This is a genomic window from Anaerocolumna sp., assembly GCF_032079385.1.
Classification (GTDB): domain Bacteria; phylum Bacillota; class Clostridia; order Lachnospirales; family Lachnospiraceae; genus Anaerocolumna.
Genome location: NZ_DAMAUC010000019.1, coordinates 47,733 through 61,746 on the forward strand (window position 1 = coordinate 47,733; position 14,014 = coordinate 61,746).

A 14,014-nucleotide genomic window follows, 5' to 3' on the forward strand; every position below is an offset into this window, starting at 1 on the left:
TGAAGACCTTCCAGCTGCTTATGGAACACATCAAGTTCCGCTGTTAACCCTCCTTCTAAGGGTATCAGATAACGGGTTTTATAGATTATATTTCCGTCTTTCTTTTCTTTCAAATGCTCATAAGATTCTTTAGTTAATGCCAGCTCAACTTCCTCACAGGTAAGGGCTATTTCATCTGGCCTTTCAATCATACCTATTCGGGATTTATAAGTTAAAATATAATTATCATTGCTCTTACGAATGCGGATAACCGGATCTATACATAGATATCCCTGTTCGATTTCTTTCTTTTTATATTGTTCCAAATCCTCCGGCATTCTGGCAATTTGAAATTTTCTTTCGATTTCCATAATTCCTCCATTATATTCTTTGTATTCTGAGTCATATTGGTTAAAGAATCCATCTTAAGCTGAAACTCTCCGATTTTAGTTTTGAATACATGCTGCCACCAAACTTCTTCTCCTTCCCTCTGAATAACATACCGTTAATTGGATTCTTCTGTCTTCGGCTTCAGAATAACATTACTTCTATTAATATAATACTTTATCGACATAGCTGCCTTTGATATCTTTCTTTACAATAATTTGTTTATCAATCCTTTCTTTCAGCTCATTTACATGAGAAATAATACCCACCAAACGATTACCGTCTGTTAAGGTAGTTAATATAGAAATGGACTGTTCCAGTGCTTCGCTGTCTAAAGAGCCAAATCCTTCGTCTACAAACATAGTATCAATCCGGATAGCCCCGGAATAACTCTGAATAATGTCTGCAAACCCTAAAGCCAGAGATAATGCCGCCATAAAGGATTCTCCTCCGGATAAGGACTTTACACTGCGTATTTTACCAGTCCAGGTATCGTATACATTTAGTTCAAGTCCTGTAAAGCTTTGAATATTCCCCTCTTCCTTACGCAATAACTTATACCGTTTTCCAGACATATCATAAAATCTTTTATTTGCTTCTTCAACGATTTTTATAAAATATGCAGCCTGTACATAGGTTTCAAAAGTAATCTTTTGTTTTCCTTCCAGCCTGCCATTCGCTGTTTTTGACATGGCACTTACATCTAAAAATGCTCTGCTTTTTTCCTCTCTTATCTTTTCCACTTCTTTAATACTTGAAAGGATGCTTCTATTAACCATAACACGATTTTGTACTTCTTTCAAAGATTTATCCAATATATTTTTATTCGATTTTATTTCTTGAATACTTCTTTGTATGGCTTCTACGTCCACAGGCTCTTTTCCATAAGTTTTCTCTTTCAACTTATCAAGCTGGGCTTTGATTTCCCTCTTGGTCAACTCATGCTTTCTGCACTGAAGGGTAATTTCATCAATTTGCTCTTGAGTAAGCAAGTTATCTTTATAAAATGCCTCATTTTTTAGCCCTGCTTCTTTGATTCTTTGCAAATATTCTTTTGTAAATTGTTCTAAGGTATTTTGCGTACTTTCTTTTTGGCTTTCAAACTCCCTGATTAAACCTACCGTTGTCTTTAGTTTTCCTTCTATATCATGATAGTTCTTCTCAGCAGTTATAAACTTTTCTCTTAATTCCTGCAATTGGGACTTTTTCTTAACAATTATTTCATTGGCTTTTTCTAAAGAATCAAATTCCAGATCTTTTGAAATATAATCCATGTCTTTTCTACAAGAACTAATAGACATAGATACACCATTCTTAATCTCTTTTGCTTGTTCTAAATGAATGCTATTGGCTTTCATTTCTTCCTGAAGTTTACTGCTTTCTTTTTCGCATAATTCTTTTCTTTCATATTGCTGCTTTAATTGCAACACCTGCTTTTCAACATGGGCAATATATTCTTCTTTCTTGAATTTTATCTTTTGAATCAGAGTTTCTATATCCGCAATCTCAGGTTCTGTATTAAAATGATAAAATTCTTCTATCGTTTCTTTTAATAATCGGAAACTGGTATCCAGTTCTTTTTTGGATTCACGGGCTTCAATGGCCCCTTGCTGCAGTTTCTCACTACATTGTTCCCTTTTTTTCTTTAATTCCTTAAGTTCAGCTTCAGAAGGTGCTTCAGATTCACATATTGCAATATCCGGGTGATGAAGAGATCCGCATACCGGACAAGGTTGTCCATCTTCTAAACCCTTACCCAAAATACCGGCCTGCTCCCTTAAAAAGGCTTTTTGCTTTGCTTCATATTCCTGATTCCAATATTCAAATTCTTTCTCAAAGTTTAAAAAGGTTTTCTGATTCTTTGCAACGGCTTTCTCCATCTGAATTAAAAGGGCTACATCCTTTAATATAATATCTAACCTTTTTTTATCTGCCTTCTCCTTTTCTAAAGTATTAAGGGCATTCATATATTGAACCGGACTTTCCTTTAATAAAACCTGTTCTTCTTCTAGGTCTTTATTTTTCTTCTCCAACTCTTTTGCTTTATTTAGTAATAGAATCAAGTGTTCCTCTGTATCTTTTTCCTGTTCCAGCAATTTCTTTAAGTTAGCAGATAATTCTTTTAGCTTATCATATTTTGGAAGCTTTTCCAGTAACTCATTAATATAGATATTTAATTTTTCCCGTATCTCCTCTTTATTGCTCTCTTCTTCATATACCTTTTTATTGAATACCAGCTGTTCCTCCTGCTGCTCTTTTTCTAACATGCTTTTGGTCATTTTGGCATCCAGCTGCAACAGATAGTTTTCCTCTCTTAATTTAGCATCTTCAGCAGGTTTAACATGGGACAGGGCTTTTTGACCTAACACTGATTTTTCTTCCAGTGCCTTTATTTCCTCTTTCTTATTATCAAGTTCAAGTTTTTTCTTCTGAAGCTTTTCTTTCTCCTCTAAGTCCTTATTTAACTCCTTGCCCTTCATCTCACTTTTGATTAACTTATCTTTTTCATTTTCTAATTTATCGATTCTTGTATTAAGTTCTGCCTGAATCTCTGCATCCTCTGTAACAAGAGTTTCTAAAGCTTCTAAAATCTCATTCACAAGGTTTATATTTCTAGCTTTCTTAAATTCTATTATAGTAGAATAGTTCTCAGAATCCTCGCTGCACTTTATACCATTAATATATTGCAGGATACTTTTTTCTAAATCCTCACATTCCCCTTTTAATTTATTTTCTTTTTCTCTAAGTCTTGTACCCACTCTTTTAAAGAACTCCGTATTAAATACCTTCTGTAAAATATCATTTCTTTTATCACTGTCTGCCAACAATAATTCTAAGAACTCCCCCTGGGCGATTAAGGCAATCTGTTTGAATTGATCATACCCCAATCCTCCCAATATATCAGTAATAATTGATTTTACCTGTGTTCTGTTATCAATCTTGGTACCATCGGGCATAAGAATTGAAGCACCTTTTTTCTGTTCCGCATACCCTTTCCCCCGTTCACTTTTTCTTAATTGATCTGGATACCGATTGATGGTGTATACCTGACCTTTATGGGAGAATTCTAAAGTCACTTCCGTAAATATTTCTAAGGGAGCAAAGTCACTTCTTATGGAATTAATATCACGGGTCTGACCGCTGGTCTTCTCAAACAGCGCATAGGCAATAGCATCAAATATCGTAGTTTTACCAGCACCGGTATCTCCCGATATTAAAAATAATCCGGAACTTCCCAAGTTTTCAAAATCTATTACCGTAGTACCCGAATAAGGTCCAAAAGCACTCATCGTTAATTTAAGTGGTTTCAATCCATTTCACCTCCCAGTTCTTCCAATATCTCATATATAATCTGCTTCTGACTATCTGATAAATCCACGTTATTCTGATTCTTATAGAATTCTTCAAATAGTTCCATAGGACTTTTATTCTCCACATCGGAAGCAGAACTTTTCGAATTCTCATTTAATCCGGTCTTGGTATTTTCAACCTCCAGCAATAGAATGTTAGGGTATACTATACGCAATTTACCAATGGGATCGTAAATATCTTCTTCATCGGTAATTATAGCATAAATATAATCTTCGCAATTTTTACCGGTGTATTTAGAATCATGTAGAAGGTTATCCAGCTTGTCCTTAATTACTCTCATGTCCCTTATAGGATGAAGTGGAATCTGAGAAATAGTTATATTACCCTTTTCCTTTATCTCAATACAAGTTACTGACTTTTTATGATTACATTCTGAAAAGGAGTATTTTAACGGAGTCCCACAATAACGGACCGTATCGCGGCCTACTTTCTGAGGTCCATGGATATGTCCCAATGCAACATAATCAAAGGGCTCGAAGACAGACACATCAATATTATCCAACCCACCAATGGTGAGTACCTCTGAATCTGACTTTTCAGGCTCTACCCCTGCATTGGTTACAAATTGGTGTGCTGTAAGAATATTTCTTTCTGAAGTATCAATATCAGCTCTGTCAATAACAAACCTGGCCGCTGCTTCATAAGAATCTACATTCGCCTCACTATGAAAATTGCTCACCAGGGAAGGCTTAATGTAAGGCAGCAAATACATATTCAAAGTTCCGTATTCATCCTTCAAAGCTATCTTTTCTAATTCTCCTTTAAAAGTTCCTGCTATATAAATTCTATTTTTGCCCAGGATTTCTTTTCCATAATTTAATCTTTCCGGTGAATCATGGTTACCGCTTATAATAAATACATTAATACCACGCATTTCCAATTTGGTTAAAAAATCATCAAATATATTAACTGCTCCGGCAGGAGGCACGCTTCTATCATAAACATCACCTGCAATAATAATCCCATCCGGCTTCTCTGTATCTGCTATTTCAACAATTTCATTTAATATATGAATCTGATCCGGAGTAAAATCTGTTTCCCGAAACTTTTTACCGATATGTAAATCCGATATATGCAGTAATTTCAATTATTGTTCCTCCTCTTTATTACATTTTAATTTGTTTTTCTTCTTTTATAATATATCACTCCCAATAGATGTACAAGTGTATTCTATACCCATGGTATCTTAACTATTTAAATTATTATAACAATTTCTTTCCACACCGTTATCTTTATTAAAATAATTAATATTAACTTACAAATGCTTAAGATTTATCATTTTTGTTGATATTTACTTATGAAATGGTTAGAATATAAAAAATGGGTTCCTTAATATGGAATTATTTCCAATTAAGTGAAAGTGGTGTGAAAATTAATTTTTCAGACGGCAATCTATGCCGTAGAGCAATTGCTGTCGTTATTAAAAAGCGCTAAAGCGCTGGAATCGAGGTAAAAGTGGAAACTGTATTAGAAGTAAAAAATCTAAAAAAGAAAATAGGTAAAACCGAAATTATAAAAGACATATCCTTTGCCATTCACCCCGGTGAAATCTTTGGTTTTCTAGGGCCAAACGGCTCCGGTAAAACAACTACAATAAAGATGTTGGTAGATCTCATATCGATGGACCATGGAACCATTGAGATTTTGGGTTCTGATATTAAAAAGAACCGTGAGGCTGCACTGGAACACATAGGTGCTGTTGTTGAAAATCCGGAGCTATACAGCTATCTGTCCGGTTACGAAAACCTAATGCAAATAGCACGAATCCGTGGAATATCAAAAGACAGAATTGAAGAAGTAATCAAATTAGTAGGCCTGGAAGGCAGAATTAAAGACAAGATGAAAAAATATTCTCTTGGTATGAAACAAAGACTTGGTTTAGCTGCCGCTCTTTTGTCCGATCCCAAACTATTAATTTTGGATGAACCTACCAATGGACTTGACCCAAACGGAATCATTGAGCTTCGTAATATTCTAAAAAAACTGGCAAAAGAAAAAGGAATGGCCGTATTTGTATCTTCTCATATATTGGGTGAAATTCAAAACCTATGTGATACCGTTGCATTTATAGAGGCTGGGGTTATTACCTCCGTGGAATCCATGGCTATGGTACACAACTCTCTTTACTTTATTGTAGAAACAAAGAAAGAAGAAAACACGTTGAAGCTATTACAATCTATGAATGGTATTGTATCCGTAAAAGAGAATGATGCCGGATATCTTATAGAACTTGCCGGCGAAAAGCCAAGCACGATTTTAAAAGATATGATTGATAAAGGTGTTGAAGTTAATTCCTTCTCCAGACATCTAAAGGAATTAGAAGAACGATATCTAGAGGTTATCAAAGGAGGAATACGCTAATGTTCATGGGACTAATAAAAAATGAATTTATAAAACTATTTTCAAAGAAAAAAACATATATAATACTTTTCCTATTCATTGCTCTCTCCGGTGTTTTTGTCGCAGTGAATGAAGTTTCAGAGAATAATTATTTAAAATATAACTCTCCAAAATATCGTGTATCTAATATGGAGGAAAATATCAAATATCAAAAAGAATATTTAGATAGTATTGCAAAAGACGAAACACTTTCCGAGGAAGATAGAACAAAGCAATTAGCTTCAGCAGAAGAATCCCTAAGTTATATGGAAGATGAATTAGCAAGATTGAAAGAATCCATGATTAATGAAGAGGAAATAGACTGGAGAATAAGTGCTCAGGCAGAATTAGATTCTTTAAAAGAAGAATTAAAAACAGCAGATGAAGAAAATAAGTTCTACATTAAGAATAATATTACTAAAATCCAAACCCATATTGATCATAATATTCCTATGGATGAAGAATCCCTAAACAAAGGCTTTAACTATTTGCTGCTAAATATAATGGTAGTTGCTTCCGGTTTCCTTGCTTTTGGACTTATCCTGTTTAATGCGGACTCCGTATCCACAGAATATAATCCCGGAACTTTAAAATTCTTACTGATACAACCTGTTACCAGGGTAAAGGTATTATTAAGCAAATATATCGTTATGCTTACTAGTTCCATAATACTTATTATTATAACCCAGTTAGTCTTTTGCTTAGGTGTGGGACTTGTAAAAGGATTTGGCAGTCTTAACAGACCAATATTAGTGGGACATCAGTACGAGTTTGTAGTTGAATTTGGTGAAAAAATTCTAAGAGAAATTCCATATACAATTCACTATATTCCACTTTCCCAATATTTGTTGAAAGCTCTTTTACTAGAATGTATTATTATTGTTGTAATGGTTTCCTTTATCTTTATGATTTCAACCATTTCAAAATCCAGCGTTATTGCAATGACGATTACCATCGGTGCCTTACTAGGTTCTAATATTGTATATATGCTGTCAAGTACCTATAAAAAACTATCAGCCTTCATATTCCTTCATTTTACGAATATTGAACCAATCATTACCGGTACTATTGTAAGAGAAACAAAATCATTACATTTTACCTATAATAATGTCATTATTGTTTCAATAATAACCTCTTTTGTATTTTTACTCATTTCTTTAGGAATATTTAAGAGAAGAGATATACAAATTTAGAGTATCTTATCTGGATATAGCAAAATAATATGTGTGGTTCTTGTCTCCACCGGAACAGGAATCACATATATTATTTTTTGTTATAAGATTATCCACCCGCAAATGCTAATTCTTCTTCCTTAACAGGTGAGTTATTTATTTCGTACTATTCAATAAATTCATTAGAATTAAGAAAAGTATTTCTACTAAATTATTTAAGCCGTTTGTTCAACAATCAGATAAGAGCAGGAAATTATTTTAATTTAATTGTTATATAAGTATTTTTTCTGAATACCCCTGTTTCCCACATCATCTCAAAGTCACTATTGCTAATAATTCGATTATAATGCTGGTTCTCTGCATTTGTCTTGTATTGCAGTGACTCAGCCGCATAAATATTATCCTCGTCATAACCCACAATCGGAAGATAATGATAATAATTTTCTTTCGGAGAGGTTCTTACGAAGACGATAACAGGTGTACCTTTACTGATCTCATGCTTCAACTGCAACGCAGTGCCGCTGCAAAGATTCGCGGAGTATCCCTTTTCCGAAAGAAAACCAACTAAATTCTTAGGTGTAACCGTTCCATCGCTGTTCTTTTTAGAGATATCATTATACAACTCCAAACCATCCATATCTTCCCCTAGACTTCTTAATACATAAGCCGAGGAATAGCCTGAACATTCGTAATGTGGCTGATAATCAAAATAATTCTCTGACGTTATCATATATTGCTTAGGAGTGCTTATTAATATGTAGAGATTCACTGTAAGAAATGTACCTAAAACAGCAGTAACGCAAATTATCACAAGCAACGAAAGCTTTTTCTTTACACTCATTTTTATTTTCATAATGATTTGATCTCCTTATATTTTATGAGTCGTCTTATGGTATTTTATTCCTATTTTATCGTAGATTTATCCTAATATCAACCATACATATTTTCTTAAGTTCCAGTGTCATAAAAGTTTAACGTACTCCCGTTATGTCTTTTATCACTTCTCCTGCAATAATTAAACCTGCTACAGAAGGGACAAATGCAGTACTTCCGGGAATGGCTCTCCTATCGGTACATTTTCTTTCTGCACCTGGGGGACAGATACAGTGATCTCTACAGCTGATGGACATATCTTCTATGGGCTTTTTTGGTAATTCTTTTGAATAAACTACTTTTAATTTTTTAATACCTCTTACCCTTAATTCTTTTCTCATTACTTTAGCCAACGGGCAAACAGAAGTTTTATATATGTCTGTCACTTCAAACATGGTAGGGTCTAATTTATTTCCTGCACCCATACAACTAATAATAGGTACATTGCATTTATCTGCTCTCATTACTAATTCTATTTTAGCAGTTACTGTGTCAATAGCATCAACCACATAGGTATATTCTGATAGGTCGAATTGGTCTGCCACCTCAGGTGTATAGAAGGTTTGATGGGTATTTACAACAGCTTTAGGATTTATCTCGAGGATTCTTTCCTTCATAACTTCCACTTTATATTTACCGATAGTCTTTCTGGTTGCGATAATTTGTCTGTTTACATTGGTAAGGCATACTTTATCATCATCAAATAAATCAAAGATACCCACTCCGCTTCTGGCTAACGCCTCCACGGTAAACCCGCCAACGCCGCCTATTCCAAAGACCGCAACTCTTGATTTACTTAATTTTTCCATAGCTTCATTGCCAAACAAAAGCTCTGTTCTTGAAAACTGATTTAACATAGGTTTCCTCCTGGATACTTACTATTCCAACGTTTATAGTGCCTATTATTTCTACACTATTAAACTTAATTTATAGCTATTCATATTTTTTCTATAATATTAATCTGAATTATGATAGCATTATATCCGGGCTCTGTCAACTGAGTAATCACGTATTTTCTTACTTTCTCCCAGTGCATGCCCCATATGTTTGCAGATGAGGCATTGCCTTTAATTCAGTATGTGAATTATGTATTTCAATAATTCACACTAGCTCCTTGCATGACAGATATGCTAGCAGATACGCACTGCCACAAACCGGATTGTGAATTATTGAAAATTTAACATTTCTGAAAGCCCCTCACCAGATAATACTAACTCTATCGCTTTATTTCTATAGCATTGATAACTATGAAAAGTTTTTATGGCATCTGTAGGCTTATCATATACTTTCCAATAACCATTTAATAAATAATTCTCTCCATTATTGTTAATATATCCTTCTACGTCGTGAATGGGATAACCTAAAAAAATGCCTATTTCATGAGGAAATATTGATTTATGATAGGAATAGTCCATATAACGGCTTTTAAATATTCTAATATAATTATCTAAAGTACCTTGAGAATTATAACCATTATTTAAAAGAATGGGATGATGATATAACTGCCCTAGAACTGCTTTCAAAGGTTCTAAATTGTATATGAATACATAAATAGATTTTTCATCTTCATAAACAGTCTCGTATTCACATTGAAATAATTGCAGTTCTTCTTCTAGCATCCGGAAAAAAACAGGCATATCGAATATATAAGCTTTTTTAAAGTTTATAAAACCTGCCGTTTTAATTTTCATTAACACAGGCATACAGTTATTAGCAAGTACAGAAAGAATATAGTGTTGTGTATTTTCTTTTATCATGATTTCAATTAGACAAGTGATTGTCTGCGTATGCGATTATATAATGATAAAGTTACACTATTATTCTTTACAATTTCTTATATCTTACTCTTATTTCAGAGTACCAGATTACCAAAAAATTATTATTTCGATTATATATAAAGCAGATACTATCCATTTTACACATTTCATTTAAATAGAGGGATCTACCGCCAATTTTGCTTTTTCAAATTTATCAGTTCCGATATGACAATAGCCATTCGGATTCTTATCCAAATACTTTTGATGATATTCTTCTGCTAAGTAATAATTTCTAAAAGGCAATACTTCAATAGCAATTGGTTTGTCATATTTTTTTTGGAGTTCTTTTATGGAATCCTCAATGATTTCTATGTCTTCCTCATAAACGTAATAAATACCTGTACGGTACTGACTTCCTATATCTCCTCCCTGACGATTTACAGAAGTAGGATTTATTACATCGTAATAAAGCTCCAATATAAAAGACAAACTAATTACAGTAGGATCATATACTACTCTTACTGTTTCGGCATGTCCTGTATTGTTATGGCAAACTTCTTTATAAGAAGGATTCTCCGTATTACCATTGGCATATCCAACATCTGTACTCACAATTCCTTTTATACCAGATAAATATTTTTCAGTGCCCCAAAAACATCCGCCAGCTAAAAAAATTTCTTTATACTGATTTGAAATACTCATATCTATTATTCCTTTCTTCTTTTATATTTTCATTCATAAAAACTTTAACTCTTATAACCAAATGGAAATGTAAATAAACTTGCTGCTACTAAGAAACATAAGTTTTTATAGAGAAAATGTCAAGGCTAAATTTACTTTTAATCAGTTTTATCATTCTTTAGACAGCAAGATAATGGTCACAAATAATAAGACTTATAGTTAGAAATCAGATAATTCATATTAAAACAGATATTAATTGTTGAACAAATACGTCAAAACGGTTATACTTTAGAAAAAAATAGGTAGGTGATATATTAATTCATGAAAGAACAATATGATAAATTAGAAGAACTATTAAATTATTATTCTGATAATTATGATAATATAAATTCAGATCAGGAAGCTATAAAGCAGCTGTTACATGAAACCCAGGAGATATTTAGCTATTTACCAGCAGATGTTTTACAAAAGATATCGGATAAGTTACAGATTAAATTGGCTACTTTGTCTACTTTCATTAAATTAATACCCCATTTAAAGGGGGAAAATTTCAAACATAAAATTACTGTATGTTCTGGTCCCCGTTGCGGTGCAAAAGGCGGCGGTGCAATCTTAAATGCGGTAGAGAAAGAGTTGAATGTAAAGCCCGGTAAAGTCACAAAAGATGGAACTTTTCTATTGGTAACTCAAAACTGCTTGAAAAAATGCAAAACATCTCCAAATATAAAAATTGATGAAGATATTTATCACAATGTTATCATCCAAAACATACCTGACATAATTAGAAAGTACAAAAAATAATACAGGACACAGGGGATTATTGGAATGGCAGTGATAAAAGTAAGTAATGGGGCGGAATTCTCTGAATTCCGCCCCATTACTTACTTTTTAAAATAACTAGGATATCGCTCTTTTAGCTCTTTTTCATCTACTTTATATCTGCACAAGTGTTTTGTAACCATATCCTGTGCAGTTACACTATCTTTTGCTTTAATTGCATCTAATAAAGCTCTGTGATCTGCTATAATTTTTGAATCCTTTATAACATTCAGGCTTAATCTTCTGGCACGGTCAAAATGTGTCAAAATACCACCTAATAAATCGTATGTTATTGTTTTGTTACCAATACCAAAAATCAGCTCATGAAATTCATTGTCCAACTGTAACTGCTTATCTTGTGCGGGATTTCCTAAATAAAATTCCTGCAATCTAAGGTTTTCTTCCAATTTAAATAAATCTTCCTCAGTTGCCACATCACAAGCTGTTTCCACCATTGCACGTTCTAATACCAAACGAACAAATCTGGCCTCTTCAACCAAATCACTATCAATGAGAGAGATGTAGCTTCCTTTTTGCGGATAAATTTCAATTACTTTTAATTTACTCAACTCAATAAAGGCTTCCCTGACAGGTGTCCTGCTGACTCCCATCTCTTCCGCCAAAACATTTTCACTTACCATACTGCCTGGGACAAGATCCAATGATATTATATTCTCTTTTATAACACGAAATGCATATTCTCGCGCTGTCTCTTTCCCTTTACGCTCTAAAATTCTCATAACATACCCTCCCAATACATGATAGTATAAAAACATACCCTAGTCAAGATGCTTTTTTTAGTGTCCTGTAAACAGCGCTTTTTTAAATACAATTTAACTTAAATACTTTTTTAATGTAGCTCTTACTGCACCTTTTCCTGAAATTAATTCAGCAAAAAGTCCTTCCACTTTTTCACCCAAACCGATTTGGTATAAATTTACACCAAAGATTCTTTCATCAGCTAAAAGATCAGCCAAAATCTCGTGAACATTATTGTTATCACCTAATTTAATATTTGCAAATTTTGGTGTTAATGTAGTTAGCATTGGATCGGAACTTAATTCGAGCGTATTGCCTTCGTCATTGATTCCTGTCAGGTAACGGCACCATCCGGCTAATACAAGAGGAATATAAGTTAAAGTCTTAGGATCTAAGTCCGGAGCCGCTTCATAAGCTTTGATTGTTTCACCAAAACGAATGCTTAATTTTTGTGAAGTATCCGTTGCAATTCTTTGAGGGGTATCCGGCATAAATGGATTCGGTATACGAACACGGATTACTTCATCAATGAAATCCTTGGGTTTAATGATACCAGGATCTACAACTACCGGAAGTCCTTCCACATATCCTACTTTTTCAACCAATTTAACCAGTTCTGCATCCTTCATTTCATCGGATATTTTTGTATAATTTAGCAGGCATCCATATACAGCTAAAGCAGTATGTAATGGATTCAGACAAGTACATACTTTCATCTTTTCCACTTTATCTACAGTTTCTTTGTCTGTATAAATAATTCCACCTTGTTCTAAAGGAAGACGTCCATTCATAAACTTATCTTCAATAACTAAATATTGTGGTTCTTCTGCATTTACAAATGAAGCAACATAAGTATTTTTAGAAGTTACAACGGAATCGGTATCTTCAAATCCGGCGTTCTTTAACATATCAATAACAGAATCTGCCGGTCTTGGAGTGATTTTATCAATCATGGACCAAGGATAAGAAATACTTTCTGTAACATAAGTTAAGAACTCCGGCTCTACTATTTTATTCTCTACCCAAGTCTTAGCAAATGTTGTAACAGCTGCCTCTAACTTAGTACCATTATGAGAGCAATTATCCATACTTACTAAAGTTAATGGTAACTTGCAATTAGAGAATCTTTCATAACACAAAGCTACCAGTTTACCAATATAGCTTGTTGCTACAACAGGTTTCTGTGTAAAGTCCTTAGCAACATCCGGCAATAATTCTTGTCTGCCGTTAACTAAACTATAGCCTTTTTCCGTAATAGTAAAGGATACCATTTTTAAACTTGGATTTCTAAATACTTCACAAAGACGAGACCAGTCTTTTGTATTGTTTGTATCAACACAATGGGACTCTGCTATACTTGCAATTACTTTCTTTTCCAAATTACCGTCAGATTTTAAGGTTACTAATACACTTAAATCATCAAACTTTTTATAGCTTTTTTCTATAATTTCGTAGTCGTAACCTTCTGCCACTACTATACCGGTTTTCATAATCCCTTTATTTAAAAGTTCCTGGCATACTGCAGCCGGGAAAGCACGGAATATATTACCTGCGCCGAAATGAACCCATTCCGGATTCTTCTTTGTCTCTTCAATCATTTGTTCACGGTCAAATGCAGGAAGTTCAAATCCGGCATCTTCCCAAATCTTTTTATTTTTTAATTCTTCTTGATTTAGTTTCATATTAGGCTCCTATCTCACATTTTTGTGCATGATATTTGCAATCCGCATGTGCTTTTATAAGTACATGCGGATTACTAATTCCTATCATTCGTTTTTCGCGAATTGATTGATCTATGTTAATTAAGGGCAAAATGGGTTTTATTGACCTTTAATT

General features: G+C 33.6%; 12 protein-coding genes. 3 read left to right on the top strand and 9 right to left on the bottom strand.

Going from position 1 to position 14,014, the window contains the following annotated elements; genetic code table 11:
- The 3 genes from RT261_RS14835 to RT261_RS14845 form a co-directional block, all read right to left on the bottom strand.
- On the bottom strand, positions 1-350 hold a 350-nt coding region (locus tag RT261_RS14835; RefSeq protein WP_313133621.1), incomplete at its 3' end, for an adenylate cyclase.
- A gap of 180 nt (positions 351-530) precedes the next feature.
- The gene (locus RT261_RS14840) at positions 531-3,677 is read right to left on the bottom strand and encodes an AAA family ATPase (protein ID WP_313133623.1); all 3,147 of its coding nucleotides are present in this window, start codon (positions 3,675-3,677) and stop codon (positions 531-533) included.
- Entirely contained in the window at positions 3,674-4,825 is a 1,152-nt protein-coding gene (locus RT261_RS14845) for an exonuclease SbcCD subunit D (protein ID WP_313133625.1), read from the bottom strand. The genes RT261_RS14840 and RT261_RS14845 overlap by 4 nt, the downstream gene beginning before the upstream one ends.
- Positions 4,826-5,193: 368 nt before the next feature.
- On the opposite strand from RT261_RS14845, the gene RT261_RS14850 reads away from it, so the two are divergent.
- Positions 5,194-6,099: an ABC transporter ATP-binding protein gene (locus tag RT261_RS14850; RefSeq protein ID WP_313133627.1), complete on the top strand. Its 906-nt coding sequence runs from the start codon at positions 5,194-5,196 to the stop codon at positions 6,097-6,099.
- Entirely contained in the window at positions 6,099-7,310 is a 1,212-nt protein-coding gene (locus RT261_RS14855; RefSeq protein WP_313133628.1) for an ABC transporter permease subunit, read from the top strand. Before RT261_RS14850 ends, RT261_RS14855 begins: the two co-directional genes overlap by 1 nt.
- 232 nt (positions 7,311-7,542) lie before the next feature.
- Here RT261_RS14855 and RT261_RS14860 read toward each other — a convergent pair whose 3' ends face one another.
- From RT261_RS14860 to msrA, 4 genes are all read right to left on the bottom strand, one after another.
- Positions 7,543-8,142, bottom strand: coding sequence for a C39 family peptidase (locus tag RT261_RS14860; RefSeq protein WP_313133629.1), 600 nt, complete (start codon positions 8,140-8,142; stop codon positions 7,543-7,545).
- A gap of 118 nt (positions 8,143-8,260) precedes the next feature.
- Complete coding sequence (locus RT261_RS14865) at positions 8,261-9,019, bottom strand: tRNA threonylcarbamoyladenosine dehydratase (RefSeq protein WP_313133631.1); 759 nt, start codon at positions 9,017-9,019, stop codon at positions 8,261-8,263.
- A gap of 309 nt (positions 9,020-9,328) precedes the next feature.
- Positions 9,329-9,919, bottom strand: coding sequence for a DUF3793 family protein (locus RT261_RS14870; RefSeq protein ID WP_313133633.1), 591 nt, complete (start codon positions 9,917-9,919; stop codon positions 9,329-9,331).
- Positions 9,920-10,090: 171 nt separating this feature from the next.
- On the bottom strand, positions 10,091-10,621 hold the full coding sequence (msrA, locus tag RT261_RS14875; protein WP_313133634.1) for a peptide-methionine (S)-S-oxide reductase MsrA: 531 nt from the start codon (positions 10,619-10,621) through the stop codon (positions 10,091-10,093).
- A gap of 300 nt (positions 10,622-10,921) precedes the next feature.
- Between msrA and RT261_RS14880 the strand changes: the two genes are divergently transcribed.
- Entirely contained in the window at positions 10,922-11,401 is a 480-nt protein-coding gene (locus tag RT261_RS14880; protein WP_313133636.1) for an NADH-quinone oxidoreductase subunit NuoE family protein, read from the top strand.
- Positions 11,402-11,481: 80 nt separating this feature from the next.
- On the opposite strand, the gene RT261_RS14885 is transcribed toward RT261_RS14880, so the two are convergent.
- Both RT261_RS14885 and RT261_RS14890 read right to left on the bottom strand, forming a co-directional pair.
- Positions 11,482-12,159, bottom strand: coding sequence for a GntR family transcriptional regulator (locus RT261_RS14885; RefSeq protein WP_313133637.1), 678 nt, complete (start codon positions 12,157-12,159; stop codon positions 11,482-11,484).
- A gap of 93 nt (positions 12,160-12,252) precedes the next feature.
- Complete coding sequence (locus RT261_RS14890; protein ID WP_313133638.1) at positions 12,253-13,860, bottom strand: mannitol dehydrogenase family protein; 1,608 nt, start codon at positions 13,858-13,860, stop codon at positions 12,253-12,255.
- Between the last annotated feature and the right edge of the window lie 154 nt (positions 13,861-14,014).